Source organism: Catenulispora pinisilvae, assembly GCF_015356865.1.
In the GTDB taxonomy this organism is placed as follows: Bacteria; Actinomycetota; Actinomycetes; order Streptomycetales; family Catenulisporaceae; genus Catenulispora; species Catenulispora pinisilvae.
Genome location: NZ_JAAFZA010000018.1, coordinates 24,124 through 50,298 on the forward strand (window position 1 = coordinate 24,124; position 26,175 = coordinate 50,298).

Consider the following 26,175-nt stretch of genomic DNA (forward strand, 5'->3'; position numbering starts at 1 on the left):
GTGTGTCCCTCTCGGTGTGGGGAGGTGGCGAGACCCCTGGTGCGGCCACCCGAAGTGTGGAGCCGTCACGGAGAATCAGAAGACCGCGGTGACCTGACCCCGGAGTCGTGCAGTGTGGTGCGGGGCAGGGCACCGCAGCGGTGGGCCCTGATCCCCCGTGCGGTGGTGCTGTGCCGTGCAGTTGATGTTGCTTCAGGCCTCGAGTGGGGAAATTAGCGGCGCGAAGTTGATCGGTCAACGGGCACTTATGTAAACACGCGGAGAAGAATCAGCCATCCTCATCGGTCGCGTCGTCGGCGAGGAGCTGACGGACCTCCAGCGCGGCCCGCAACGCCTGGTTCTCCTCGGTCGAGAGCTGCTCCAGGAAGTGGACGAACGACACCGTCTGGTTGCTGCTGGTGGCCAGCGCGTCGCACATCAGCTGCGCGGTGTAGTGCTCGCGCGAGGCGACGGCCTCGTAGGCGTGCGCCCGGCCCTGGCGCTGCCGGCGCAGCCAGCCTTTGCGGCACAGCCGTTCCATGACGGTCAGCACCGTTGTGTAGGCGAGCTTCCGGTCGGTGTTCACGTCATAGAGGATGTCGCGGACCAGCACCGGGCGATTGTGCCGCCACACGCGGTCCATCACCTGGGCTTCCAGTTCGCCGAACTGCCGCAGAGCCACGGTGGCAGCGTAAACGAGTCACCGGCGATTGTCGTCGGTCTTGCGCGGACGAACTGGGAACCAGGACTCTACATCTACTAGTTAGGCTAGTAGATTGAGTTCATGGCTGTGCTGGGCGAAGCAGGTGCCGTAGGGGCGCTCTACTGTTGCGTTCCTAGGCGGGGCGACGGCGACCAAACGCCGGTTGACGTGCAGGAACGACAGGGTCGTAAGTACGCCGCGGGGATCGGGATCATGGTGCCGGCGCACCTGGTGTTCGCCGATGAGCGGCGCTCCGTATGGAATGCGGGGAGCGAGCGGCCGGGGTGGGCCAGGCTGCTTACGGCGGTGCGTAGTGGTCGGGTGCCGGCCGTGCTGTTGCTCAAGCCGTTGATGCTGGTCCGGCACCGCCCGGCCGACGCGGTCGAGTTGTTGATCGCGGCGCAGGAGCACGGGATCGACCTGTATTCGATGGGTGACACGCTGGACCTCACGGATCCGAAGGGCCGCGAGACGGCGTTGTCCCAAGCCCGCCAGTTCGCCGGCAAGGCCGCCTCGTTGTCGAAGACCGTCCAGAAGCTGCGCCGCCAGAACGCCGACGACGGCCGGCCGCACGGCGGCGGTCGCCGGGCCTACGGCTACGGGCCGGGAATGCACCCGCTGATCGAGGAAGAGGCGCAGACCGTCCGGGAGATCTACGCACGATTCCTGGCCGGGGACAGCCTGCGCGCCATCGCCGGCGGTCTCAACACCCGCGGCATCCCGACCGTGACCGGCGCCACCTGGACCACCGGCGGCGTCAGCCGCATCCTGGACGCCCCGCGCTACGCGGGTCTGCGCGTCTTCCAAGGCGGCGTCGAATCCATCGACGGTCTGCGGCGCGCCGTCTGGGAGCCGTGCGTCGACATCGAGGACTGGAAACGCGCCCAGGCCGAGCGCGCCGCGCGCAGCGCCGCCGCCGACAACCGGCCGCGCGCGGACTATCTGTTGACCGGCCTGGTGGTGTGCGAACGGTGCCGCGACCACATGGTCGGCTCGATCGTCGGCGACTACCGGATGTACGCCTGCGCTTCGAAGAACAAGCCGGCGCCCGAGCGGTGCAACCGCCACATCGGCGCGAAGTCGCTGGAGGAGTACGTCCAGCAGGCGGCCGTCGAGGTCCTCCAGCACAGCAGCACGGTCCCGGCCCCCTCCGACCTCCCGGTCACGGTGCGCCGAGGCCCGGTCGGCAGCCCCGATCGCACGGACCAGTTCCGCACCGGCCACGGCCGCGTGGAGACGCAGAGTGCTTATGTCCTGGACGGCGTCGTCACCGGCCCCGAGGCCCCCAGCGCCTGGTGGCGCCTGCCCGAGCCGCGACGCCGCGACGTACTGCGCTTCTTGTTCGCCTCGATCGAGATAGGGGACAAGACCACCAGCCGGAGCGTCTTCGACACCAGCCGGATCAAGATCCTGCCGGGGCTGTCGCTGGACTAGCGGCTAGCGCCTTTTTCCTGCCACCACGTGCGGGTTTGACAGTACCCTGAGAGGATGGACGCGCCGTGGTCGCGGTGGCCGCCCTACGTGGAGACCGAGTTCCGCGTCGAGGCGCTCAAAGCCGTGCGCAAGGCAGGCCTCGATGAGCGTGACGGCCTGCAATCTCTGGAAGAAGAGCGCAGGACTATAAACAGGGTGGTGGCGCCGGAGTACTTGCGGTGGCGCGTTGCTCATAGTGGTGAGCGTAGGGCTGCCCGCCGGGCCGGGCGGCGGGCTCACTGGTACGAGTCATGGGGGTACGGCCTCTGGGTCGTGGTTCTCATAGTGATCTGGGCGTGCACCACCGGTGCGGTGTTCGCGGAGGCCGCCGGCGACGCAGTTTCTCTGGCCGACGTCCTCGCGGGACAGCAGTCGACGTCGTTTCCCGGGGGAATGTTGTGCGAGGGCGGCCCCGCAGGGCTGCGTGCCTTGGCCGCGGCGGGGCGCGACACCGGGATCATGCTCGCAGCCCTGATCCTGCTCGCAGCCGTTTTCGCGCTGCGCCTGCACCCGATCGGCAAGGCCGGCGACGAATTCTTTCCGTCGCTGCGCACCGCGCGGACGCGCCGAGCGCGCCAGGCACTCGAAGCACGCGACCTGGCTCACGCGGCCTGGGGTAACGCGCTGCGGGCGGAAAGCATGACGCCGTTTCTCCGTGCAGCACCAGGTGAACGCGCAACGGCAATGCGGGTCCGCACGCGGGCCAGGCGCCGCGGCTTTGCGGCCCGCCTAGCGACTCGCACCCTGGGCTGCATCGCGGTCGTCCTGTCCGTTCTCGGGACCCTCGTCGCTTTCTTCGCCGCCTGCTTTGGGGCGGTCCAAGCATTCGAATGGCTCACCGACCTCACCGGTGGCCGCCCTACTCTCTGTTTGAGTACGTCACCGGGTGTCCACGCACTGTCGAGCCTGATTGTCGTAGCTGTGACCGCCTCCCCGCTCCTGGTCTGGCTGCGCCGTGACCGTGGCAATAGCTGAGCACGGGTGGCAGACCGGCGCCGGTCTGCCACCCGCAGCTCAAAGTGGTGCGGTTTGGCTCCTAGCCCCAGTTACTAGTCCACGTTGAGGGCGTTGTCGTCGTTGACGAACGAGGTGTACCCGTCGCCGATCTCGGTGCCGGTGAAGTTGATGGTGATCGTCTGGCCGATGTAAGGGGCCAGGTTGTAGGAGAACTGCGAATAGCCGTTGTTGGCGTCCAGGTTCGAGAACGTGTGCAGGGTCGACAGGACCGTGCCGGAGGAGTTCAGGACCTGGACGGCCAGGGTGTCCTCGGCCGAGCCCGAGACGTTGCCGGTGTCGATGTGCAGCCAGAAGGACAGGTTGGCGCTCGTGCAGGTGGCCGGGATGCTGACGCTCTGCGCGAGGGTGTCGGTGTGGTTGGTGCCGTAGCCGTCGAGCCAGGCGTCGTAGCTGCCGGAGTGGGCCGGTTCGTCGGTGGTGTCGCTGTTGATGACGCCGGAGGACGCGGTCCAGGGCGACGCGCTACCAGTCTCGAAGCCGGGGTTGCCGAGCAGCTGCGCCGCGGTGCAGCCGCCGCCACCGCCGGAGGTGTTGACGGTCCAGGTGAAGGAGGTCGAGCCGGAGGCGGTGCCCGAGGACGCCGTGACCGTCACGCTGGAGGTGCCGGTGCCGGTCGGGGTGCCGGTGATGGCGCCGGAGCTGCTGATCGACAGGCCGGCCGGGAGCCCGGTGGCCGAGTAGGTCAGCGACTTGCCCGCCGAGTCCGAACCCGAGACCTGCAAAGTCGAGATCGCGGTGCCCTGAGTGGAGGTCTGGTTGCCGGGGTTGGTGACCGAGACGGTTTCGGTGCCGCTGCCGCCGGTCGACAGGCCGGTGACGCCGTTGGGGGTGCCGATGCCGGTCGGGCCGTCGTAGCCGGTTCCGGCGGTGCACAGGTAGGACGGGGTGCAGGTGCCGTCGTTGCCGGAGGTGATGTCGTAGAAGTTGCTGGTGTGCTGGTAGATGTCCTGCGCCGGGGTGGCGCCGGCGTTGCCGGCGAGGGCGAACATGGCGGCGACCATGGGGGAGGAGGCTGACGTGCCGCCGACTTCGTTCCACCCGGTGTTGCCGTTGGAGGTGTCGTAGACGGCGACACCGGTGGCCGGGTCGGCGTCCGCCGCCACGTCGTTGTCGATCCGCTTGGAGCAGCCGGACGGCAGGTTCAGTGCGGTCTGCCAGGACGGCTCGGTCTCGTAGGACGAGCAACCGGAGCCGGTGCCTTCAGAGCCTTGTGAGGTGTTCCACACCGACTCGGTCCAGCCGCGAGAGTTGGACGACGTGGTCAGGTTGGTGCCGCCGACTGAGACGACGTTGGGCGAGGTCGCCGGGTAGCTGGCGCCGTAGTCGGAGTCACCGGCGGACACGGTGGTCACGATGCCGGAGGCGTGGGTGAAGTACTGGCTGTCCTGCGTGCTCTCGGTGGAGGATTCGCTGCCGCCCCAGGAGTTGGATATGTAGCCGGCCAGGCTCGCGGCGGTGTTCTGCGCGATGTAGAGGCCGTCGCTGGAGTCGTCGGCGGCTTCGACCAGCACGATGCTGCACAGCGGGCAGATCGCGGAGGCCATGTCCAGGTCCAGGGACTCCTCAAGGGTCCAGTCGTCGCCGGCCGGTGGGGCCGAGGGCAGTGGCGAGGTCTGGCCGGTCTGGTTGACCTTCTTGAAGTTCCCCGCGGGCAGGCCCGCAGCGGACCGGTACGCCGCCAGGTCGGACGCGGCGTTCGCGTCGTCGTAGGCGTCGACCAGTGCGATGGTCTTGCCGGACCCGTTGGCGGCCGAGGTGGAGGTGAGGTTATAGGCCGACTGCAACTGCGAGGGCCCGTACCCGACACCGGACGGGATGGCGTTCGGGGAGGTCCCCGCGGTCGAGGCGTGGACCGCGTTCCGCTTCAGGGCGAAGCAGGACTCGTGGCCGACCACGATCACCGCCGGGCAGGCGTGGGACGAACCCTGATTCGCCGGGGTGAGGGCGGGCTGGGAGGCGTGGGCCGAGCCGGCCGCCTCGGCGGCGATCACGGCGGTGGCCGCCGACGTGGCCGTGCCGGAGGACTGCGCGGTAGCTGCGGAAGCGCCGGTCGCGCTGCCGATCGCCAGCGCGCCGCCCATGGCGACGGCTGTTGCCAGGCACGCGAAAGCGCGCAGGCGTGAGGTGATTCTCACTGGGGTGGTTCCCCTCTCGATACGTGGGGATGGTGGCATGACCTGTGTGTGGTGCGGCCACCTTGCGGTAGGGGTGTGCCTGTCCCGGATCCGGCTGTGCCGTGGAGCTACGCAGTGCTCTGTTTCGCGGGAGCCGCCCAAAACCACTGACCGAACGGTCGGTTCCCTGAGGCCTCGACTAGGGAAGTTAGCGCTGCCGGGTAGGGAGGTCAACGGCGATTCGGACATATTCTCGAAGCCGCGACCGGTCGTCCGACGAACGTCGACAGTCGCTGGTAGTGACGCTGAATGACGACAGGGTGCCGATGTGCTGCTCCTCGAACCGACAGTCGTTCATCAAGGCTTGACAGACATACTGGTTTTGGGTCATGCGGACGTATATCAGCGGCCCGACAAACTGTTAGTCCATCCTTAAGCACCAGCGCGCTTGACCGTGCGCAGCAGCGGCGCGCTCTGGATCTCCCGGACCCCGGGCAGCGCGCCGATGGCCTCGGTGAGGAACAGGTAGAAAGCCGTGCCGCTCGTCGTCACGATGGACGCCACCACATCGGTCGGACCCGTGGTGGCACCGGCGAACGCCACCTCCGCGAACCCGGCCAGTGCCCGCCCGACCGCCGACAGCCGGGCCGGTTCGACGGACAGCCATAGCAGGGCACTGAATCCGTAGCCGAAAGCCCGGCTGTCGACGTCGAGATCGAAGTACAGCGTCCCGTCGGCCTGGAGCGCGGCCAGTCGGCGGCGGACCGACGACTCGTCCAGGCCGGTCGCGGCGGCGAGCTCGGTGAACGGGGTGCGGCCGTCGCGGGCCAGTTCCGCGGCGAGGATCCGGTCAGCGGGGTCCAGGACGATCGCCGACTCGGGCCGGGGGCCGGCGGGCGGATCGGGAGTGAGCGCCGCGACCTGTTCGGCGTTCAGCGCCGTCGCCACCGGCTGCCAACCGTCCTCGTTGCCGGTGAAGGTGTGCACGACGCAGTAGGTGCTGATCGCGATGATCGGCTTGGTGGCCGGAAGCTGTTCCAGGAGCAGGGCCTCGCGGTCGTCATCCGGAGTCAGGATGCTGCACAACACCTCGGTGCCGCCGGAGGCGATGCGCACCCAGGACGTGTCCGCGCGCTTGGCCAGCGCCTGGGCGATCGCCACAGAGGAGCCGGGCGCGCACTGCAATCGGATCATCCAGGTGGTCAGCCCGATGCGGCCGGCCGACAGCCCGCCGACGACTTTGACGGTCCCGGCCTGACGCAGTGCCCGGTAGCGGCGCGCGACCGTCTGGTCCGAGACGCCGAGGACGGCGGCGATGCGGCTGAACGACGCCCGGCCGTCGAGGCGCAGCGCGTGCGCGAGCTGGCGGTCGAGGAGATCCACGCGGCTGATCGTATGTCGAGAAGCGGCATCGGAATCACACTCACGTCGCTTTTCGGTGCGACAGGGCCGATCGATAGTGCGGGACGGTACGGCGGCTCAGGGTGGATTCCAGTAATCGCACCGATCTCCGGGAGATCCGCATGAGCACCGCCCTGCCCGCCACCGGCTACGAAGTCCGCCTCGTCACCCGGCCGAAAGGCCTGCCGACCGTCGAGAACTTCGCCGTCGTCGAGGCCCCGTCGCCGACTCCTGCCGAGGCCGAGGTCCTGGTCCGCAACCTCGCGTTCCGGGTGTCCGCCTCGATCCGCATGATGATCAGCGAGGGCGCCGAGGCCGTCGAAGGTGTTCCGTTCCCGGCTCTGGGACCGGGTGACACGCTGGCCGAACAGGCTGTGGGAGAGGTCGTCATGGCCGGTCGGGACAGTGGCTTGAAGCCGGGTGATCTCGTGTCCCATCACCTCGGCTATCGCGAATACGCTGCCGTCCCGCTGACCGGGCTCACCCGGCTTTCAGGCGATCCGACCGATCCAACCCATCCAACCCATCCGACCGATCCGATCGTCCATCTCGGCCACGGCTGGACTGCCTACGCCGCGCTGACCCGGGGCGTCCAGATCCGGCCCGGCGACACGGTCTTCGTCTCCGGCGCCTCCGGGGCGATCGGCTCGATGGCCGGCCAGATCGCCTGCCTGCTCGGCGCCGCACGCGTCATCGGCAGCGCCGGCTCCCCGGCGAAGGCCGATCGGCTGATCAGCGGCCTCGGTTACGACGCCGTCGTGCTTCGCGGCGGCGGCTCCATGGCCGATCAGCTCAGGGCGGCCGCGCCCGAGGGGATCGACGTAGTGCTCGACGCCGTCGGCGGCGAGCAGCTCGCAGCCGCGATCGAGGTCGCCAACCCCGGAGCCCGGATCCTGGTGATCGGCGCGCTGTCCGGCCAGTTGGCGACGAGCGGTACGGGCCGTACCGCACCGGTCGAGTTGGACTCCGTCCAGCTGTTGCTGAAGAAGATCACGGTGCGCGGCTACAGCGCCGACGACGACCCCGACGCGCTCGCGGAGTGGAACGAGAAGTCCGCGCAATGGCTGCGGGCCGGGGAGATCGTGTTCCCCCACGCGCGGATCAAGGGCATCGGGAACGCCCCGCAGGCGATCGTCGACACCATCGGCGGCCGCCATCTCGGTACGGTCGTCGTCGAGATCTGAGCGGCGGGCCGGCCCAGTCGGACCCGGCCGGCGGCTCCGTCAGCCAGACCCGGGCCGACTGCTCAGCCGGAAGTGACCGACGGCGAGAACGCGTCCCGGGCCAGCAACGACGGCTGTCCCGAGCCGTCCGCGGGCGTGGACCACACGTCGTAGCCCGAACCCGAGGTCTGCGGGACCGCGTACATCACCGTGTGGTCGTCGAGCCAGGCGGCCTGGTCGTCGACGCTGCGCGTCTCGGCCAGCGGGGTCTCGGCCATCGTCGTCAGGTTCAGCACCTCCAGGCGCCACATCTTCCAGGCGTCGTCGGACACCCGCTTCTTGAAGACGATGCTCTTGCCGTCCGGCGACAGCGACGGGCACTCGACGTTGTCCGTCACCGTCGTCAAGGTCCGGGCGGCGACGTCACCGCGTACCAGCCAGGTCCGGCCGCCGGTGCCCAGCGTGGCGTAGAAGGTGTTGTCGTCGGCGGCGAAGGTCACGCCCCAGACGTTCTCGTCGACCGCGTGGTACGGCCTGCCCTGCAACGTGACGGCGAAGGACTCGATGGAATCGCTCAGTGCCCCGGTCTTCAGGTCCAGGACCGATGTGCGGGTGGAGAAGGCGGGCCCGTTGTAGGCGTCGCCGGCCACGAAGGTGGTCCAGGCGGCCATCCGACCGTCCGCGGACAGCCGCGCCCGGTTCGGGATGCCGGCCGCCTGGAGCTTCTTGATCGGCTTCAGGTTCCGGTCGTACACCTCGACGTCGGCGACCCGGACCAGATTGCCGTCGGCGCGCAGACACAACAGGATCCCGGCCGCTGTGTAGGACCGGTCGCACTGGATGCTGGACAGAGTGGGTGCTCCGGTGACGGTGGTCGCGGCCCCGGACAGGCGCCGTTCGGCCAGCGTGCCGAAGTCGGGGCCGGCGACCGTGGTCTTGTAGACCAGGTACCCCGAGCCGGTGTTCAAGGGGCTGGACGCGTCGAGGACCACTGTGCCCTTGATGCCTGCCCGCGCCGTAGGCCGGCCCTGGTACGCCACGATCACCGCGACGACGGCGATGGTCAGGAGTACCGAGACGGACGCGATGAAGATCTTGGTGCGGTGCGGGGACTCGGTTATCGGCATCGGCGTGTTCCCCTCCACGTCGGCCCCAAGGACCGCACATTGCCCGGACCGGTCGGCAGACGATATCGCGGTGGGTGTCCGCCTTGGGCGGAATCTGGCGGGAAGTCGAGATATCCCTGTACCGATGGTGGGAAAACGTCTTGCGGACACGCGACGGTGATTCCGCGCACGCCCCCTTGCGCGCCGGTATTAGGTATGCCTTACCTTGTTACCCATGACTTGGGCTGACGCCGCACCGAACCTGCTGATCGGTTTGCGCGAGGGACTGGAAGCGGGACTGGTGGTCAGCATCCTGCTCGCCGCCCTGCGCAAGGCCGGGAGCGAGCGCGACGGTGAAGACCGGCCGATCTCGACGGCGCCGGTGTGGCTGGGCGTGCTCGGCGCGGTGATGCTGTCCGGCGCCTTCGCCGCGGTGCTGACGTACTCGACCAGCGTGCTGTCCTCCAAGGCGCAGCAGGCGGTCGGCGGCGTGCTCAGCGTGCTGGCCGTGGCCCTGGTGACCGGCATGGTCTTCTGGATGCGGCGGACGGCGGCCACGCTGTCCTCACACCTGCGCGGCGAGGTCCAGCGCGCGGCGATCCTCGGCGCGGGCGCGCTGACGCTGACCGCGTTCCTCGCGGTCGGCCGGGAGGGCCTGGAGACCACGCTGTTCATGTGGACGGCCGTGAAGGCGTCGGGTTCGACCGTCTCGCCGCTGGTCGGCGCCGGGCTCGGGCTGGCCGCCGCGATCGTGTTGTGCTGGCTGCTGTATCGCCGCGCGGTGAAGATCAACGTCGGCGTCTTCTTCAACCGCACGGCCATCGCGCTCATCGTCATCGCGGCCGGCGTGCTCAGCTACGGCCTCGGCGATCTCCAGGAGGCCGGGTGGCTGCCCGGTCAGCAGTGGGTCTCCTTCGACCTGACCGCCCATGTCGACCCCAACTCGTGGTGGGTCTCGATCCTCACCGGGATCACCGATCTCGCGCCGAAGTTGACGGTGCTGCAAGTGGTCGCGTGGGTCGCCTACCTCGCCGTGGTCATCCCGGCGTTCGTCTACGCGGGGCGGGTCGCCACGGCGGCGATGGCCGCCTCCAAGGCGAAGGCGGCTGCTGCGCAATCGCAAGAGCCGCAGGAGCCGCAGGCACCGTCCGCGCCGCAGGGGACACCGGAGCCGGAGCCGGTGACGGCGCGTGGCTGGGAGCGCCTGGCCGGTAACCGTCCGTGGTCCGTGGCCGGCGTGCTCATCGTGATCCCGGCGCTCGCCGCGGGCATCACCATCGCGGCGCTCCCGGCGGCCGAGGCGGCGACCACCACGGCGGTGAAGGTCACCGGTTCGGCCTGCGCGCCCGGCTGGAGCTCGGCGACGACCGGCAAGCAGACCTTCGACATCGACAACAAGTCCAGCAAGGCCGGGGAGATCACGCTGCTCGACTCCTCGGGCGCGATCGTCGGCGAGATCGAGACCCTAGGCCCGGCCACCACCGCGCCGATGACCGCGACGCTCGGCTCCGGCTCCTACACCTTCCACTGCCTGATGTCCGGGGCCGGCGCGCTGAGCTCCAGCGCGGTGCAGGTCTCCGGTTCCGCCCAGCAGGGCTCGCCGCTCGCGGTCAAGCCGGTGACGTTGGACGACCTGACGGGGCCGAACAAGCAGTACCAGCAGTACGCGGCCGGGGATCTGACCACTTTGCAGAGCCAGATCACCACGCTGCGCGCCGCGATCGCCGCCGGGAACGTCCCGGCCGCCCAGGCCGACTGGCTCGCCGCTCAGCTCACCTGGGAGCAGGTCGGTGCCTCCTACGACAGCTTCGGTGACGCGGGCGTGGCCGTGGACGGTCTGCCCGACGGGCTTCCGGACGGCGTGAACGACCCCGGCTTCACCGGTCTGCACCGCATCGAATACGGGCTCTACCACGGCCAGAGCGCCGCACAGCTGCTGCCGGTCGTGGACGGCCTGGCCGGTGAGATCGGCGAGGTGCAGAAGAACCTCACGACCGACGACATCGCCGGCGATCCGACCAACCTGCCGCTGCGCGCGCACGAGATCATCGAGGACGCGATCCGCGACCACCTGTCCGGGATGGACGACGAGGGCGCGGGCGCCGCGTACGCCATGACCTACGCGGACACCCAGGTGGACCAGGTCGTGCTGGGCGAGCTCGGCTCGCTCATCGACGCCCGCTCGCCCGGTCTGGTGGCCCGGGCCGATGCCCAGCTGACCGCGCTGGACCAGGCACTGGACGCCGCGAAGGTCAACGGCGCCTGGCCGGCCCCGAGCGCGACCCCGCTGGCCGCGCGGCAGAAGGTGAACGCCGCGACCGGCACGCTGCTCGAAACGCTGGCCTCGGTGCCCGACCTGCTTGAGATTCCGCCGACCGCTCAGTAAGCGCACCCGCCTGCCCGACCCACTCACCCCGGATATCGAAGGCTCCTGACGACATGACCGAGCACGAAGCGAAGGATTTCAGCCGCCGCAGGTTCCTGTGGGGCACCGCGGCCGGCGCCGCCACCACCGCCGTGACCGGTGGCGTCCTGATCGGCGGCGCCCACGCCGACGCCGACGCCTCGGACTCCGGGCACGTCACGACCGCCGACTCCTATCCGTTCCACGGCGCGCACCAGGCCGGGATCCTCACCCCGACGCCGGGCGGGAAGCAGCCCTTCTCCTGCCTCGCGGCCTTCGACGTCACCGGTGCGTCCAAGGCGGATCTCATAGCCCTGATGAAGACGCTCACCGAGCGGGCCCGCTACCTGACCTCCGGCGGTGCTCCGACGGACCTCGGCGTGGGCCAGCCGCCCGCGGACAGCGACGTGCTCGGCCCGGACGTGCCGGCCGACGGCCTGACCGTGACCCTGGGCGTCGGTTCGAGTCTGTTCGACGACCGCTTCGGCCTGAGCGCGCACAAGCCGGCCAAGCTCAAGCCGATGACCATCTTCCCGAACGACTCGCCCGAGGCGGCCTGGATGCACGGCGACCTGTCGCTGCAACTGTGCGCCAACCACCCGGACACCATCCACCACGCAATCCGCGACATCGCCAAGCACACCCGCGGCGCGATGCAGCCGCGCTGGAAGATCGAGGGCTACAACTCCCCGCCCCGGCCCTCCGGCACCCCGCGCAACCTGCTCGGCTTCAAGGACGGCACCGCCAACCCCACCGGCGGCCTGGCCTCCGACCTGGTCTGGTCCGCCGCGGGTGAGCCGGCCTGGGCCCAGGGCGGCACGTACCAGGTGGTCCGGCTGATCCGGATGCTGGTCGAGTTCTGGGACCGGGTGTCCATCAGCGAGCAGGAGAACATGTTCGGCCGCCGCCGCGACTCCGGAGCCCCGCTGGACGGCAACAACGAGAACGACAACCCGAACTTCGCCGCCGACCCGCAGGGCAACGTCATCCCGCTCACGTCGCACATCCGGCTGGCCAACCCGCGGACGACGCAGACCTCGGACCAGCGCCTGATCCGGCGGTCGTACAACTACGATCTCGGGCTGGACCAGAACGGCGACATCCAGGCCGGGCACATCTTCCTGGCGTACAACCAGGACCTGGAGCGGCAGTTCGAGACGGTGCAGAAGCGGTTGGTCGGCGAGCCGCTGATCGACTATGTGCAGCCGTTCGGTGGCGGGTACTTCTACGTGCTGCCCGGTGTCGCGAACGCCAGCGATTGGTACGCGAGCAAGCTGCTGGCGTAGCGCATCGCGGGCAGCGGGGCCGTAGCTACGCGTTTTCCGCCCGCAAACCGTCAACATAGATCGCCAAGAATCGCCGCCACTCGTCCGACCCGGCGTCGAGCGGGTCACGGATCACCCGCGCCATCGTGCGGGTCAGCGTGGCCAGGTCGGCCATCGTGAAGTCCGCGCGGAGCCGGGCGTGGGCGCGCTCGATCAGCTCGGCCGCGAAGCCCGCGCCCTGCCGGCATGAGCGCACCACCCCGGCGGCGTTCGGGAGATCGCGCGCCCGGCGTGAGCGCGTGAGCGCGTGACCGCGTGAGCGCGTGACGCCGTGACAACTCGGCCCTCGCACCAGCTCGGAACAGTGGAACGTTCCGAGTCCGGCTCCGGCCTGCCCAAACTGTTGTGCGCAGCTCAGCTCCCCCGTGATGATTTGGCCCGGTTCACCTCGACCCCGGAGTAACGCCGGACTTCACCGGCAGGGGTTGTCCATGTCCGGAACCACTGTCAATCCACGGAGGGTCCCGCTATGAAGCTGCGCCGCCGAATAGCTCGTCTCGAAATCATCGCCGCGACAGCCGTGGCGCTCGCCGGCGTCGGTCTGGCCGCCGGCACCGCGAACGCCGCCAGTGCGCCGGCGCCGATCAAGCTCACGTCCGCACAGTGCCCGGCCGACATCTCTTCCGGGCAGCACAGCGGCTGTGTGACCGAGTTGCAGGAGCTGCTGAACAAGAACGGCGCGCACATCGCCGTGGACGGCGACTTCGGCCCGGCGACGTTGGCGGCGGTCAAGAGCTACCAGTCCGGCCACGGTCTGTCGGTGGACGGCATCGTCGGCCCGGACACCAAGGCCGCGCTGGACGGCACCGGCACCCCGCCGCCGCCGACCGGCGGCGGGCAGTCCAAGGTCGTCGACTTCGCGCGCGCCATCGAGTCCGGGAAGGCCGAGCGGGGCTGGGGCGGCGGCCGGGTGCCGTACGGCTGGGACGGCGGCCACACCGCCAGTCCCGGCCCGAGCCCGGCGGACTGCGCCGCCGACGGCGGGGACCAGGCCTGCTTCAACGCCACCGCGCACCACACCCTGGGCCACAACGGCCAGATCTCGGTCGACTGCTCGGGCTTCGTGCGCTGGGTCTACTCGCTGGCCTACGGCCGTGACGTCTTCGGCCCGGACGGCACCTCGGGGCAGATCGCCAAGACCCACCGGGTCTCCAGCCCGGCCGCCGGCGACCTGGTCTTCTTCGGCACCAACGCCGGCAGCCCCGAGCACGTCGGCATCTACATCGGCGGTGGCAAGATGATCGACGCCCTGGACACCGGCACCTATGTGGAGACCGACTCGGTCTCCACCGGCGGCCGCCTCATCGGGTACTACCGCTACTGATGTGGGCGCATCAGCTTCCTTAGATCCGGCCTTGTAGGCCCGCTCCCATGCACTTCACCCAACGAAAGGCCCTGCCATGAAACTGCGCAGCCGCATGCCCCGCGTCGGCCTGGCCGTCGCCGCGTCCGCCGCGGCGATCGCCGGAGTCGCCTTCACCGCCGGCACCGCGAACGCCGCCACCGCCGCGAGCGCCCCGGCCCCGATCAAGCTCACCTCCTCGCAGTGCCCGGCCGACATCTCCGACGGCCAGAAGAGCGGTTGTGTCACCGAGCTTCAGGAACTGCTGAACAAGAACGGCGCCCGAATAGCCGTCGACGGCGACTTCGGCCCGGCGACGCTGACCGCGGTCAAGAACTACCAGTCCGGCCACGGCCTGTCGGTGGACGGCATCGTCGGCCCGGCGACCAAGGCGGCGCTGGAGGGCGGCAGCACCCCGCCCCCGCCGTCCACGGGCCGCTCGACCAACTACGACTTCGCCCGGCTGGTCCTGGCCGACGGCGGCTGGCCGCAGAGCTCGAACAACATCACCACGATGGTGCAGTGGATGGCCAGCGAGGAGCCGCCCTCGAACTGGTTCGACCGCGACAACCCGTTGAACAACGGGCTGGGCTCCGGTGGCGGTGCCGGTCTGGGCGCGTACCCGAACCTGGTGGTGGCCGCGCACTACGTGGCCGCGAACCTGAACGGCGGCCCGGGCGACTACGGCCACATCACCGCCGACCTGCGCGCGTCCGACACGCCGCTGGTGACCGAGAAGGCGATCTGGAGCTCGCCGTGGGCCGGGTCCCACTACGGCTGGGGCAAGGACTTCTACCGCGGCCACGTCGCGACCGTCGCGGCCCCGGCGCGCGACTGGTGACGTAGCCCGTAGCCCGTAGCCCGTAGCCCGTAGCCCGAAGCCCGAAGCAGGTGGCGCGTAGCCCGTAAACGCGAAGCGCCAAGCACGAAAGCCCCCGATGCCGAACGAGGCATCGGGGGCTCACCCATGCCACCGGACAGTCCGTTCATCCCGGCTGCCCGAAGAGTTCGCAAACCGGACGCCCAGCCAGGTATTGCCCCCGCCAGCCCAACGTATTGTTACGCAAATTGCCAATACCCGGCGTCCCCGATTCCCTGATTCCGGCCGTATGCGTGGAACCCTTCGGGTATGTTGGCGCGGGGGTTGCTGACGCGCACTGTTTGATACGGGATGGGATGACATGGCCGCGCGCGCTTTGAAGGATCTTGATGCCGCTGTACCACCGCTGACCAGGTCGTTGACGTTGGAGATCCGGACGGCGCACCAAAGCGCCGGATCCCCGTCCTTCACGCACCTGGACAGCCGCAACGTCCGCGCCGGTCGGGGGACCCTGGCGAAGGCGACGTTGTCCCGGATCCTCACGCCCGACCCGGCGGCCAAGGATCAGAGCCTGCCGGGCTGGTCGTACTACGAAGGCCTGCTGTGCGCGCTGGACGTCGATCCGGCTCCGTTCCAGCCGCGCTGGCAAGCCGCGCAGGAGGAATGGCAGGCCAGGGCGCGCGGGGAGTCCTCGACCCTGCCCGCGGTCCGGGAGCAGGTCTCGGCGGTGCCGGCGGTGTTGCCGTCGGCCGCGGAACTGGAGCCCAGGACGGAATCCGGTCTGGTGACGCAGCATCAGCCCGCGGTCGAGGTACGGCCCATGCCGGTGCCCGCGCCGCGCCGCCGCCGTCGCTCACTCCTGGTGCTGGCCTCGATCGTGGGGACCGCGGCCGTCGTCATCCCCGTCGGCGCGTTCGCCTTCGTCGGCCGGTCGCCTTCCCAGCCGCCGCGGCAGCAGACCCAAGCCCAAGCGATGAAGCCGATGCAGAGCCCGGTGACCGCGGTCCTGGTCACCAACGCGCCGCCCAAGACGCTCGCCGGCAAGATAGTGCGCACCTGGAATCAGGACGCGAACAACGGACACGGCGGCTCGATCGGCGTCCTGGTGTTCCCGACTCCCTTCGCCCTCAACGGATCCGAGGGTCCCCGGCACGACGGTGACGTCGTCGAGGTGGTGTGCCACACCACCCAAGGGCGGCTGACGCACGAACGGTTGGACGCCGGGCACGAGAACTCCACCGGCTGGTTCCAGATCTACTACCAGGACCGGTTGTGGTGGGTCGCAGACCACTACATCAGCCTCCCGCACGGGGTCCAGGCGCCGGACTGCGCCAGCTGACCGGCGGCGGCGTTCTCGGCATCTCAGTCGGCCGCACCCCCGGGGCCGGCGCGCGAGCTTTCGCTTCCCACCCCACGTCTCTTGACGCTCCCGCCGATGCTGCCTACTCTCCTGAATCAAGTTAGGAAACGTTACTAACAAAAAGCCGCACCGCGGTACCGCGGCCCCGGCGCACCCGCAGCCCTTCAGTCGAAAGGGGAACCGGCAATGAAGACTTCCATGCGGCGCCTGGCCACGGCGTTCGCAGCCCTCTGTCTGGGCATCGGCGCGGCCCTCGGCCTGGTCGCCGTCGCCGCCCCGGCCCAGGCGGCCGGATCGGGCACCACCGAGCAGACCTTCCTCACCTTCTACGGCTGGTGGGACAACACGCCGCCGGGCGGCGTGATCTCCTACCCGCAGATCCACCAGACCGCCGGCGGGACCGGTACCTACTCCGACCCGATCACCTTCGCCACCGACTCCAGCGAGCAGCCGCCGGGGACGATCGTCTACGTCCCGCGCGTCGGCAAGTACTTCATCATGGAGGACAGCTGCGAGGAGTGCAGCGCGGACTGGACCGGGAACGGCCCCAACGGCGGTCCCGGTCTGCGGCACCTCGACCTGTGGCTGGGCGGACAGGGCGGCAGCGCGTTCGCCGCGATCGAGTGCGAGGACGCGCTGACCAACTACAACAACGACGGCACGCCGTCCATGGAGTCGGTGATCGTCAACCCGCCGTCGAACGAGACGGTGACCTCCGAGCCGATCTTCAACACCAGCACCGGCGCGTGTTACGGCGGCGCGAAGCCGACGATCACCGTCGGGCAGTACAAGAACGTCTCGACCGGCAAGTGCATGACCGATCCGAACGACAGCTCGACGGCCGGCGCGCTGCTCGTGACAGCAGCCTGCGACAGCACGGCAGCCGGCCAGCGCTTCACGTTCGACGGAACGTTCCTACAGATCAACAAGCTCTGCGCGGACTACTCGACGTCGCAGATCTCGATGCAGAAGTGCACAGCGGGACCGAGTCAACAGTGGTCGTACAACACCGACCTGACCTTCACCGACATCCAGTCCGGGAAGAAGTACATCAACGACTCCTCGGGCAAGGTCAAGGCGGGCAGCAGTTCCAGCAGTACGAAGACCTGGACGTTCGTCCCGGCCTCGACGACGGCGAACGACTTCGCGGTGTCGGCCAGCCCGGCGTCGGCCTCCGTCACCGCCGGCGGCACCGCGACGACGACCGTCTCCACCTCGGTCACGGCCGGCAGCGCCGAATCCGTCGCCCTCAGCGCCACCGGCGGCTCCACCGGTTCCACGGTCACCTTCAACCCGGCCTCGGTCACCGCCGGCGGCACCTCGACCCTGAGCGTCGCCACCGGTTCCTCGACCGCCGCCGGGACCTACACCATCACCGTCACCGGCACGGCCGCGTCCGGCACTCACACCGCCACCTACGCGCTGACCGTGACCCCGACGTCCGGCGGCGGCTGCACCGCGGCCCAACTGCTGGTCAACCCGGGCTTCGAGAGCGGCGGCGGCAGCGGCTGGACCGGTAAGTCAACCCTCGGATTCAACCCGATCACCAACAGCACCAGCGGCGAGCCCCCGCACTCCGGTTCCTGGGAGGCGTGGTTCAACGGCAACGGCAGCGCCGACACGGACACCGTCTCGCAGCCGGTGACCATCCCGTCCGGCTGCACCGCGACCGCTTCCTACTGGCTGCACGTCGACTCGACGGAGAGCACGTCGACCGCCAAGCCGGACACGTTCACCGTGCAGCTGCTCAACGCCTCGGGCACGGTGCTCGCGACGCTGGCCAGCTACAGCAACCTGGACAAGGGGAGTGGCTACACGCAGCACAGCACCGACGTCTCGGCCTACGCGGGGCAGAGCGTGACGCTGCGCTTCACCGGTACCGAGACCGACAAGAACGCGGGGACCACCAGCTTCGTCCTCGACGACACGGCGTTGACCACGAAGTAGGGCCTCGTTTCTCGTCGGCGTCTGGTGGGTGTGCCCTCCCGGAATCCGGGAGGGCACACCCTCTTCTGCACGCCTTGGACAGCTCCCAGGTTTCACCGTGTCCCTGGCGGCTTCTCACCACCTCAAAGTACTGACAGCCCGCGGTTCCCTTCGGTTGATTGGGTGCGTCCGATCACCCGCTACGGAGGGAAACAGGGTGCGAAATCACAGAACCGGGGCCGCTCGTGCCGCGGCCGTTTGCGCGTCGGCGGCAGCCGTCGCGGCCTTCATCGTTCCGGGGGCGAGCGCTGTCAGCGCGCAGCCACGGGCGACGCCGACGGCATCGAGTTCGGGCGCCGTCGCGAGCGCGTCCGCGGGCGCCGACAGCCGCGTCGTCCTGCCCACCGGCGACACCGTCGTCCTGTCCGCGGCCGGGGCGCGGGTGCTGCCCGGCGGGCCGAGCCAGGCCTTCAGTACCTACAGCGACACCAGCGGTGACAGTTACCTGATCCCGGCCGAGGCGGTGCCGTTCGCCGGCCGGCTGCTCGACCTGTCCCTGTTCGACGTCACGCGGCTCGCGCGGACCGCGCAGAGCACCGCGGACGGCCGGATCCCGGTCTCGCTCACGTTCGGCGCCGGGGTCACGCCGAGCGCGCCGGCCGGGGTCACCCTGACCGCCGTCTCCGGGCAGACCGCCACCGGCTACCTGACCCCGGCCTCCGGGGCCGCGTTCGCCGCCGCGCTGCGCCGGCAGATCGCCGCGGACAAGGCCGCGGGCCGGACCGTCGGCAGCGGCGGACTGGGCGGCCTGTCCTGGATGCGGGTGGTCGGCGCCGGGACGCCGGTCACGCCGGTCACGCCGGACTATCCGATGCGGATCCTGCAGATCAACGCGGTCGGCACCGACGGCAAGCCGCTCGACGGTGTCGTCAACCTGGTCAACACCGACGACTCGCGGAAGCTGACGCTGATCGAGCCGATCGACGACGGCGTCGCCCGGCTGGCACTGCCGGCCGGGAACTACGCCGCCTACATGAGCGCTTACGCCTTCGACTCCCAGGGCGTGCCCAGCGCGAGCGTGCTGGTCGCGGTCAACGACTTCGCGGTGCCGGCCGCCGGCGACGTTCCGGCGCTGACCCTGGACGCGCGGACCGCGACCGCGCCGGTCTCGGTGACCACGCCGCAGCCCGCGACCTCGCAGGACGCGGTGCTGCAGATGGTCCGGACGCCGACCGCGGGCCCGACGGTCGCCGCCGGGGGGCTCGTGATCGACGGTCCGTTGCCGATCACGATGTCGCCGGGGCCGGCGGCGAAGGTCGGCAGGTTCCTGATGGACACGTACCTTGCCTCAGCGGGTCCGACCACCGCGAGCGAGGGCACGTATCAGTACCAGTACTTCACCGACTTCGAATCAGATCACATCGACGCGAACCAGACCCACCACCTGGCGAGCGGGGACCTGGCGGCCGAGACCGAGGACATCGACTCCGATCCGGCTCTGGCAGGCCTCGCGCACGCCGTCGGCGGCACGCCGGTAGTGCCGGGCATCGGGGCCACGTTCCAGTCCGGCGAGCTGATGCCGTCGACGTCGACGTCCTACTTCACCCCCGGGCCCTGGCGCACCGCGGTCTGGGGCCTGTTGCCGAGTGGGCCCGGAAAGCCGCAGGCGCCGAGCCTGCTGGCCGGCGCCAGGATCTTCCACGCCGGTCAGACCTCGGAGCGCACCTGGGGCCGGGCACCCTCCGCTCCCGGCTTCGGCCGGTACCCCGAGGCCGCGGCCTCGATGGACTGTCAGGCCTGCGTCGGCGCCGGGAACATGGACCTGGAGCTCGACGACGCCGGTGACAGCCACCCCGACACGGTCGGCGCCGACGCTGACGCCGTCGACACCGCCGCCGTCTACTGGAATGGCCGACAGGTGCCGCCGCCGCCGTTCGGGCCGGTCATCGTGCGGAACGTCGGCACCGGCCCGGCGACGGTGCGCGCGGTCCTGGACAGCGACCATCCGGCGGGGGAGAAGCAGTCCACGAACACGCATACCGATGTGACGTTCCGGTACACCGGGCAGACCGATCCGTCGGCCACACTCCCGGCCGGGAACGGCTGTTCGGCGGCCGTCGCGGCCGGACAGCCGTCGGCGCCGTGCCAGATCATGCCGATCCTGACCATCGGCTACCAGTACGGCGCGCTGTCGCGGACCAACGTCGCGCTGAGCCCCGTGCAGTCGCTGGTGCTGGACATCGGCCACCACTCCTTCGGCGGGCACGGCTCGCACGCCCCGATCACCTCGGCGCAGGCATCAGTGTCCTTCGACGGCGGCAGCACCTGGCAGAACGTGCCGACGCTCGGCGCCGACGGCCACTACGCCGCGCTGTGGCGCAACCCGGCGCCCGGGACGTCGGTCACGGTGCGCGTCACCGCCACCGACTCGATCGGCGGCACGATCACCCAGACCGTCGCCAACCCGTACACGGTCGGCTGACCGGCGAGCACACGAGGGGATCACAGAGAACGATGAAAGCCCGAATAAGAATCCTGACAGCGCTGGCCGCGGGTGCGACCGCGGTGATCCGCCAGCGGCCCGCTCCACGGCGGCCGGCGGCCTCGGTTTCCCGGCGGCGGCCACCATGCCGAACGGCCTGAGCCCCACCGACCTGCGCTTCGCCTACAACCTCCCGGCCACCGGCGGCATGGACTGCGGCGGCGACTACCAGTGCGACGCCGTGGCCGGGTACGACGGGCCGACCGGGTTGGGGACGCCGAACGGATTGGCGGCGTTCTGAGGCCTGAATCCGCATCCTGATTCGGATGCACGCGGTGCCGGCCGCGGTGGGCAGTGAAGCAGCTGCCCGCCGCGGCCGGTCCGGCGTTGTGGCCGAGCTGATTGCGGATGCCGGTTACCGGTCTTGTCCGGCTACCGGAGCCCGTCCGGCTACCGGCTACCGGCTCTTCGTGCGCCGCGGCCCGTCACTTGATCCCGTCCGCCGCGCAGGCCGCGGCGTACTGCGGGGTGCACACCTGGGCCTTGGTGGCCGCGCCGGCGGCGATGACGTCGCCCACGTTCGCCTTGACGATGGCCTCCGGGGTCAGCAGTACGGACTTGACCAGCTTGCCGGTGACGGTGTCGGCGACCATCGCCACGGCCGAGGTCGGCGGCGCGCCGGTGGCCAGGTCGATGGCCAGTTCGGCACCGGCCTGTGCTTCTTTCGCGGGATCCTTGAACACGGTCATGCACTGGTCGCCGACCAGGATCGACTGGAGCCCGACGATGGTCGCGTCCTGGCCGGTGACCGGAACCCTGCCGTTGAGACGGTGCTTCTTCAGGACCGCGATGACCGACTGGGCCATGCCGTCGTTGGCCGCCAGCACCCCGCCGATGTTCGGCGCGGCGGTGAGCATCTGCTCGAAGTCCTTGCCGGCGGTGGCGTTGTCCCAGCCGGGGATGGACTGGTTCGGGCCCTTGATGAAGGTGCCGTCGGTGTAGCGCTGGCTGAGCACCGAGTTGTAGCCCTGCGCGAACAGCGTCGCGTTGTTGTCGGTCGGCGCGCCGTTCACCTCGGCGATCACCGGCTTCTGCACCCCTTGCAGGCACTGCACCAGGCCCTGCCCCTGGAGCTCGCCGACGTCCACGTTGTCGAAGCTGACGTAGTAGTCGGCCCCGCCGCCCAGCGTGAGCCGGTCGTAGTCGATGGTGGCCACTCCCTGCTGCCGGGCCTGGGCCAGCACAGCGGAGCCCGAGGCCGCGTCCAGGTCGACGATGACCAGCACGTTGACGCCCTCTTTGAGCATCTGGTCGGCGATCGCCTGGAATTTGGCCTTATCGCCCAGAGCATTCTGGATGTCGTACTTGACGCCCTTGGCCTGGAAGGCCGCCGCGAGCGCGGGCTGGTCCTGGCTCTGCCAGCGCGCGGAGGACGTGGTGTCGGGGAGGATCACGCCGACATAGGGCTTGCGCCCCTTCGCCGAACCGTCGGAGGAGTTGGAGCTGCACGCTCCCAGGGTGAGGGCCGCCACGGTGCCGGCCACCGTGGCGCGCATGATCAGTTTCTTCATCGTTGGATTCCTTCATGGTGCCGAATGCGCACACCGTCGGGCCTAGGTGCGGTTTCGGATCTGCGGGGCTGGCGCGGCGATCCAGGCGGCAAGCGGCTCTTTTGGAGGAATGAAAAACTATTTCCCACGGGACGGTGAGCGCCAGTCGAAATCTCGGGGTAGGCGGTAACGATTGGGACACGCGGGTTTCGCCGGTCCACCGAGTGTGGTGGCCGCGTCACTGTGACCGGCCTGACCTCGGTGGCGACTCTCCAGCTCTTGCGGTGAGCCGAGTCATTCATGAACGCTGGGTTTCCGCCCGGGCGGGGTGCCGGCGCCGGGAGCGGTGCGCGCCGCGGTCCGCCAGCGCGCGATATCGGTCGATCGCGGTAGTGCTTATGTTGCGCACCGCAACAGTGAGGGAGCGTAAGCGATCATCCCGAGATATATTCGAGCATTTATCTTCGAGTATTGATAGGTGGTTATCCCCGCCCCCCCGGCGCTGTTTAATGGTCCGACGTATCCATAAGGAGGGCATGGCCATGTTCGACGACGACCGCGTCACCGGGTTACTCTCCGCGCTCTCCCCGCGCCAGTGCGCAGTGGTCGCGACCCGAGCCGCGCGGCGGGTCGCGGTGGTCGCCGACCTGCCGGGCGCCGACGCGTACTTCGACGATTACGCACCGGGCTACGCGCTGCTCGTCTCGGACGCGTCAGCCCTGCTCGCGGACTGCGCCGCCGCGGCCGCGATCGACTCGGCCGGTGTGGCCGTGATGCGGCAACGCCTCGAAGCGCTCCTCGGGCCGGAGGGCGAGGAGGAGGAAGAGCCCGGCGAGATCGTGGCCGATCTGCTGTTCAACGCGGCCTCGATCCTGAACCTCGTGTTGCGTTCCTGGGCCGAGCCCGAGCGGAGTCGGCACTGGGCCTTCACCACGTTGAGCGAGTGCTACGCGTTCGCCCACCAGCTCGACCACACCAGGCTCGGGGTACTCGAGGAAGACCCGCTCGACCTCGATATCAATAGCCTGATCCTGGCGAAGGTCCGGACGATCGCCGACGCCGCCGACGCCGCCCCGCGACGTCACGTCTATGCGAACGGGTACGTAGCGCCGGTACGCGTCATGATGTACCGCGACGCGCTGGCCACGAAGGGCATGCCCGCGCACACCCTGCTCTTCCACGCCGCCGAGCCGGACCGGGACGGTCCGCAGACCGCCGACAGCCAGCGCCTGCTGACCATCGGCACCGGCGGCCCGCGGGACCGGACGGGTCGCTTCCGCATCGACTGCGACAGCGGCTGGGTCTACTTCGTGGACGGGACCGCGTCGGGCGCACTGCGGGTCTCCGGCATGCCGTCCGCCTTCGCCGACCTGCTGGAAGCGTTCGACCGCGTCGTCGCCGACAGCGCCGTGGAGGCCGGGCCGGCCACGGCTGAGCGGCTGATGGCGTCGGTCAACAAGATCGATCCGACCGTGGAGCGCATCGACCCGGCCTTCTGGACCGGCCTCGCCACGGCTGTCGCATCCGGGGCTTACGCTCAGAGCTGACCGGCGATGGCGGCAGCCGCCTTCTTCTCGGCCGGTGCCGATCGCCGACGGGGTCTGGCGACTCGTGGGGAGACGAGTGAACGACATCGAGAGCGGTGACATCGAGAGCAGTGCCATCCAGAGCGATGCCATCGAGGGCGGTGCCGTCCCGGATCCGGCCGGCGCCGGCGACCTGCCTGAATACATCCGGCTCCTGGACCGACTGCGCCGGCAGTCCGGCGACCTGTCCTACCGGACCCTCGCCCGCCGCGTCGGACCGATGCTGCGTCCGCCGCGAGTGGTTCCGCACACCACGGTCGGCGACCTGTTCCAGCCCCATCGGCGCCGTCTGGACCTCGACCTGGTGGTCGCGATCGTCAGGATCCTGACGGACAGTGAGTCGGCGGCCGACCGCTGGCGTGCGGCCTACGTGCGGGTCCAGCGCGAGGCCAGGCTCGGCGACCCGCCCGGTGTGTTCCGGCAGCTGCCGGCCGATCTGGCGACGTTCACCGGCCGGGAGCCCGAGCTCCGGCAGCTGGTGACGGCCGCGACCCGCGGGGGCGGGCCGGGCCGGGCGGCCACCGTCGTGGTGACCGCCATCGAGGGCATGGCCGGGGTGGGCAAGACCCAGCTGGCCGTGCACGCCGCGCACCGGCTGGTCCGGGCCGGCTGGTTCGGCGACGTGCAGATGTACGCGAACCTGCGCGGCTTCGATCCGGACCGGCCGCCGGCCGAGCCCGCGGCCGTCCTGGACTCGTTCCTGCGGCAGTTGCGGGTGCCGGCCGAGCAGATCCCCGACGACGTCGAGGAGCGTTCCGCCCTGTTCCGGGACCGGATCCACGGCAAGGACGCCCTGGTGCTCCTGGACAACGCCGCGGGCGAGGACCAAGTTCGCAGCCTGATTCCGGCCTCGTCCTCGTGCCTGGTGCTGATCACCAGCCGGCGCAGCCTGGCCGGGCTCGACGACGCGCTCTGGCACCGGCTCGGCGTCTTCAGCGAGGATGAGGCGCTGGCGCTGCTGGCCAAGTTCGCCGGTCCCGAACGGGTCGGCGCCGAACCCGAGGCGGCGCGGCGGATCGTGCACCGGTGCGGGCTGCTGCCGCTGGCCGTCTCGATCGCCGCGACCAGGCTCCGGGCCCGGCCGGTGTGGCGGCTGGCGGACCTCGCGGAGCGTCTGGAACGCGACGAGGCCACCAGTTCCGACATCGGCGGCGCGGCCTTCGACCTCTCCTATCGGGACCTGCCCGACCGGGCCAAACACGTCTTCCGGCTGCTCGGCATCCACCCGGGGCTGGACGTCACGGCCGCCTCGGTCGCCGCGCCGGCCGGGCTGACCCCGGCCGAGGCCGAGCGGACCCTGGAACTGTTGCTGGATGAGAACCTGGTCCAGGAACGGATCGCGGGCCGTTACGAGATGCACGACCTGATCCGTGCCTACGCGGGCGAACGCGCCGAAGCGGAGATGACCGAAGCCGAGCGCCGGGCCGCCGTCCGGACCGCGCTGGGCTGGCACATCGCGGTCGTGACGCTGACCGCTGTGGCCATCAGCCCGGACCGCGCCATGCCGTCGATCGACCCCGCGCTGGTCGGCAAATCCGCTCCGCAGGCCGACAACACCGCCGAGGCGGTGCTCTGGTACGGCCGGGAGCGTGCGAACCTCATGCGAGCCGTGACAGTGGCCGGGGAAGCGGGCTTCCCGTCGCCGGCGTGGCGGCTGCCCATCGCGATGGCCTACTTCGAAGAGCTCGCGCAGAACTACCGCGAGTTGGAACGCCTCATGTCCACGGCGCTCCAGCACGCCCGCGAAGACGACGACCCCGACGGCGAGACGGAAGTCGTCCGCTGGCTGGCCTTCGCACTCAGCGCCCAGGGCCGCGTCGGCGAGGCCATCGGGCCGCTGAACCGCGTGCTGCAGGCCCGGCGCGCCGCCGGCGACGCGGTCCGCGCCGGTCGCATCCTGGGCTCGCTGGCCCACGTCCATGACGGTACCGGCGATCCCGGCACCGGGATCGAGCTGGCGCGCGAGGCGATCCGGGTGATCGAGGGGGCCGGCGGGCGGGTTCCGAGCAGCATCCTGACCATCGCCTCGATGTGTCTGGGACGTCTGGGCCGGCACGACGAGGCCCAGGAGTACTCACTGCTCTTCGTCGAGCGGGCGCGCAAGACGGACGATCTGCGGGCCCTGGGCCTCGGGCTGCGCAACGTGGGCGACAGGTACCTGCGGCTCGGGCGGACGCGGGACGCCATCGAGACCTTCCAGGAGGCCATCGCCGTCGCCGCCGAGGTCGGTGACCGGTACGTCCGGGCCGACTGCCTCAACGGCCTGGCCCTGAGCCTGAAGATCAGTGGCCTGATAGAGCAGGCCCGGGCCAGGCATCGTGAGGCGGTGGCGGTCTTCGACGATCTGCCCGAGCAGGAGGCCGCGCGCTACCTCGCTCGGCTCGAGACGTCGGGGCTGCGGTACGTGGACTGAGACGTTGCCTG

Annotated in this window: 19 protein-coding genes; 13 read left to right on the plus strand and 6 right to left on the minus strand. The window is 70.0% G+C overall.

All coding sequences use genetic code 11. The features are described 5' to 3' along the window. Positions 1-268: 268 nt before the first annotated feature. Entirely contained in the window at positions 269-661 is a 393-nt protein-coding gene (locus IZR01_RS07515) for a BlaI/MecI/CopY family transcriptional regulator (protein ID WP_323746132.1), read from the minus strand. Between the two features lie 102 nt (positions 662-763). Here IZR01_RS07515 and IZR01_RS07520 point away from each other — a divergent pair, with 102 nt between their 5' ends. Together IZR01_RS07520 and IZR01_RS07525 are read left to right on the plus strand one after the other, a co-directional pair. Beyond that, positions 764-2,116, plus strand: coding sequence for a recombinase family protein (locus tag IZR01_RS07520; protein WP_228553936.1), 1,353 nt, complete (start codon positions 764-766; stop codon positions 2,114-2,116). A 54-nt stretch (positions 2,117-2,170) separates the two neighbouring features. Beyond that, positions 2,171-3,130 (plus strand): hypothetical protein, encoded by a 960-nt coding sequence (locus IZR01_RS07525; RefSeq protein WP_194892045.1) that lies wholly within the window; start codon positions 2,171-2,173, stop codon positions 3,128-3,130. A 74-nt stretch (positions 3,131-3,204) separates the two neighbouring features. Here the strand turns inward: IZR01_RS07525 and IZR01_RS07530 are convergent, their stop codons facing one another. Next, complete coding sequence (locus IZR01_RS07530) at positions 3,205-5,346, minus strand: putative Ig domain-containing protein (RefSeq protein WP_194892044.1); 2,142 nt, start codon at positions 5,344-5,346, stop codon at positions 3,205-3,207. A gap of 372 nt (positions 5,347-5,718) precedes the next feature. Next, on the minus strand, positions 5,719-6,669 hold the full coding sequence (locus IZR01_RS07535; protein ID WP_323746130.1) for an Lrp/AsnC family transcriptional regulator: 951 nt from the start codon (positions 6,667-6,669) through the stop codon (positions 5,719-5,721). A 140-nt stretch (positions 6,670-6,809) separates the two neighbouring features. On the opposite strand from IZR01_RS07535, the gene IZR01_RS07540 reads away from it, so the two are divergent. Beyond that, positions 6,810-7,871, plus strand: a complete 1,062-nt coding sequence (locus IZR01_RS07540) for an MDR family NADP-dependent oxidoreductase (protein ID WP_194923380.1) — start codon at positions 6,810-6,812, stop codon at positions 7,869-7,871. Between the two features lie 62 nt (positions 7,872-7,933). On the opposite strand, the gene IZR01_RS07545 is transcribed toward IZR01_RS07540, so the two are convergent. Beyond that, the gene (locus tag IZR01_RS07545; protein WP_194923381.1) at positions 7,934-8,977 is read right to left on the minus strand and encodes a TolB-like translocation protein; all 1,044 of its coding nucleotides are present in this window, start codon (positions 8,975-8,977) and stop codon (positions 7,934-7,936) included. 214 nt (positions 8,978-9,191) lie between these two features. Here IZR01_RS07545 and efeU point away from each other — a divergent pair, with 214 nt between their 5' ends. Both efeU and efeB read left to right on the plus strand, forming a co-directional pair. Further along, positions 9,192-11,342 carry an iron uptake transporter permease EfeU gene (efeU, locus tag IZR01_RS07550; protein ID WP_194923382.1) on the plus strand — a complete coding sequence of 717 codons (2,151 nt, stop codon included), beginning with the start codon at positions 9,192-9,194 and terminating at the stop codon, positions 11,340-11,342. A gap of 53 nt (positions 11,343-11,395) precedes the next feature. Continuing rightward, a complete protein-coding gene (gene efeB, locus IZR01_RS07555; protein ID WP_194892040.1) occupies positions 11,396-12,646 on the plus strand; it encodes an iron uptake transporter deferrochelatase/peroxidase subunit in 1,251 nt (416 codons plus the stop codon). Positions 12,647-12,671: 25 nt separating this feature from the next. Here efeB and IZR01_RS07560 read toward each other — a convergent pair whose 3' ends face one another. Next, on the minus strand, positions 12,672-12,884 hold the full coding sequence (locus IZR01_RS07560; protein WP_194923383.1) for a hypothetical protein: 213 nt from the start codon (positions 12,882-12,884) through the stop codon (positions 12,672-12,674). Between the two features lie 270 nt (positions 12,885-13,154). Between IZR01_RS07560 and IZR01_RS07565 the strand changes: the two genes are divergently transcribed. From IZR01_RS07565 to IZR01_RS07590, 6 genes are all read left to right on the plus strand, one after another. Further along, a complete protein-coding gene (locus IZR01_RS07565) occupies positions 13,155-14,009 on the plus strand; it encodes a C40 family peptidase (protein ID WP_194923384.1) in 855 nt (284 codons plus the stop codon). 76 nt (positions 14,010-14,085) lie between these two features. Further along, entirely contained in the window at positions 14,086-14,868 is a 783-nt protein-coding gene (locus IZR01_RS07570; RefSeq protein WP_194923385.1) for a peptidoglycan-binding domain-containing protein, read from the plus strand. A gap of 340 nt (positions 14,869-15,208) precedes the next feature. After that, positions 15,209-16,186, plus strand: coding sequence for a hypothetical protein (locus tag IZR01_RS07575; protein WP_194923386.1), 978 nt, complete (start codon positions 15,209-15,211; stop codon positions 16,184-16,186). 207 nt (positions 16,187-16,393) lie between these two features. Further along, entirely contained in the window at positions 16,394-18,154 is a 1,761-nt protein-coding gene (locus tag IZR01_RS07580) for a ricin-type beta-trefoil lectin domain protein (RefSeq protein ID WP_228559018.1), read from the plus strand. Between the two features lie 196 nt (positions 18,155-18,350). Beyond that, positions 18,351-20,615, plus strand: a complete 2,265-nt coding sequence (locus IZR01_RS07585) for a hypothetical protein (RefSeq protein WP_194923387.1) — start codon at positions 18,351-18,353, stop codon at positions 20,613-20,615. A 145-nt stretch (positions 20,616-20,760) separates the two neighbouring features. Next, the gene (locus IZR01_RS07590; RefSeq protein WP_194892055.1) at positions 20,761-20,916 is read left to right on the plus strand and encodes a hypothetical protein; all 156 of its coding nucleotides are present in this window, start codon (positions 20,761-20,763) and stop codon (positions 20,914-20,916) included. A 184-nt stretch (positions 20,917-21,100) separates the two neighbouring features. On the opposite strand, the gene IZR01_RS07595 is transcribed toward IZR01_RS07590, so the two are convergent. Then, complete coding sequence (locus tag IZR01_RS07595) at positions 21,101-22,186, minus strand: sugar ABC transporter substrate-binding protein (protein WP_194892034.1); 1,086 nt, start codon at positions 22,184-22,186, stop codon at positions 21,101-21,103. A 521-nt stretch (positions 22,187-22,707) separates the two neighbouring features. Between IZR01_RS07595 and IZR01_RS07600 the strand changes: the two genes are divergently transcribed. Next, entirely contained in the window at positions 22,708-23,712 is a 1,005-nt protein-coding gene (locus IZR01_RS07600; RefSeq protein WP_194923388.1) for a hypothetical protein, read from the plus strand. A 76-nt stretch (positions 23,713-23,788) separates the two neighbouring features. Beyond that, entirely contained in the window at positions 23,789-26,164 is a 2,376-nt protein-coding gene (locus IZR01_RS07605; RefSeq protein ID WP_194923389.1) for a tetratricopeptide repeat protein, read from the plus strand. Positions 26,165-26,175 lie beyond the last annotated feature (11 nt).

Bases quoted from the DNA above. Each gene is read 5' to 3' on its own strand.
- IZR01_RS07600 (WP_194923388.1), top strand. From the start codon at position 22,708: ATGTTCGACGACGACCGCGTCACCGGGTTACTCTCCGCGCTCTCCCCG.
- IZR01_RS07540 (WP_194923380.1), top strand. From the start codon at position 6,810: ATGAGCACCGCCCTGCCCGCCACCGGCTACGAAGTCCGCCTCGTCACC.
- efeB (WP_194892040.1), top strand. From the start codon at position 11,396: ATGACCGAGCACGAAGCGAAGGATTTCAGCCGCCGCAGGTTCCTGTGG.
- IZR01_RS07580 (WP_228559018.1), top strand. From the start codon at position 16,394: ATGAAGACTTCCATGCGGCGCCTGGCCACGGCGTTCGCAGCCCTCTGT.
- IZR01_RS07570 (WP_194923385.1), top strand. From the start codon at position 14,086: ATGAAACTGCGCAGCCGCATGCCCCGCGTCGGCCTGGCCGTCGCCGCG.
- IZR01_RS07525 (WP_194892045.1), top strand. From the start codon at position 2,171: ATGGACGCGCCGTGGTCGCGGTGGCCGCCCTACGTGGAGACCGAGTTC.
- efeU (WP_194923382.1), top strand. From the start codon at position 9,192: ATGACTTGGGCTGACGCCGCACCGAACCTGCTGATCGGTTTGCGCGAG.
- IZR01_RS07520 (WP_228553936.1), top strand. From the start codon at position 764: ATGGCTGTGCTGGGCGAAGCAGGTGCCGTAGGGGCGCTCTACTGTTGC.
- IZR01_RS07530 (WP_194892044.1), bottom strand. From the start codon at position 5,346: ATGCCACCATCCCCACGTATCGAGAGGGGAACCACCCCAGTGAGAATC.
- IZR01_RS07565 (WP_194923384.1), top strand. From the start codon at position 13,155: ATGAAGCTGCGCCGCCGAATAGCTCGTCTCGAAATCATCGCCGCGACA.
- IZR01_RS07575 (WP_194923386.1), top strand. From the start codon at position 15,209: ATGGCCGCGCGCGCTTTGAAGGATCTTGATGCCGCTGTACCACCGCTG.
- IZR01_RS07595 (WP_194892034.1), bottom strand. From the start codon at position 22,186: ATGAAGAAACTGATCATGCGCGCCACGGTGGCCGGCACCGTGGCGGCC.
- IZR01_RS07590 (WP_194892055.1), top strand. From the start codon at position 20,761: ATGCCGAACGGCCTGAGCCCCACCGACCTGCGCTTCGCCTACAACCTC.
- IZR01_RS07545 (WP_194923381.1), bottom strand. From the start codon at position 8,977: ATGCCGATAACCGAGTCCCCGCACCGCACCAAGATCTTCATCGCGTCC.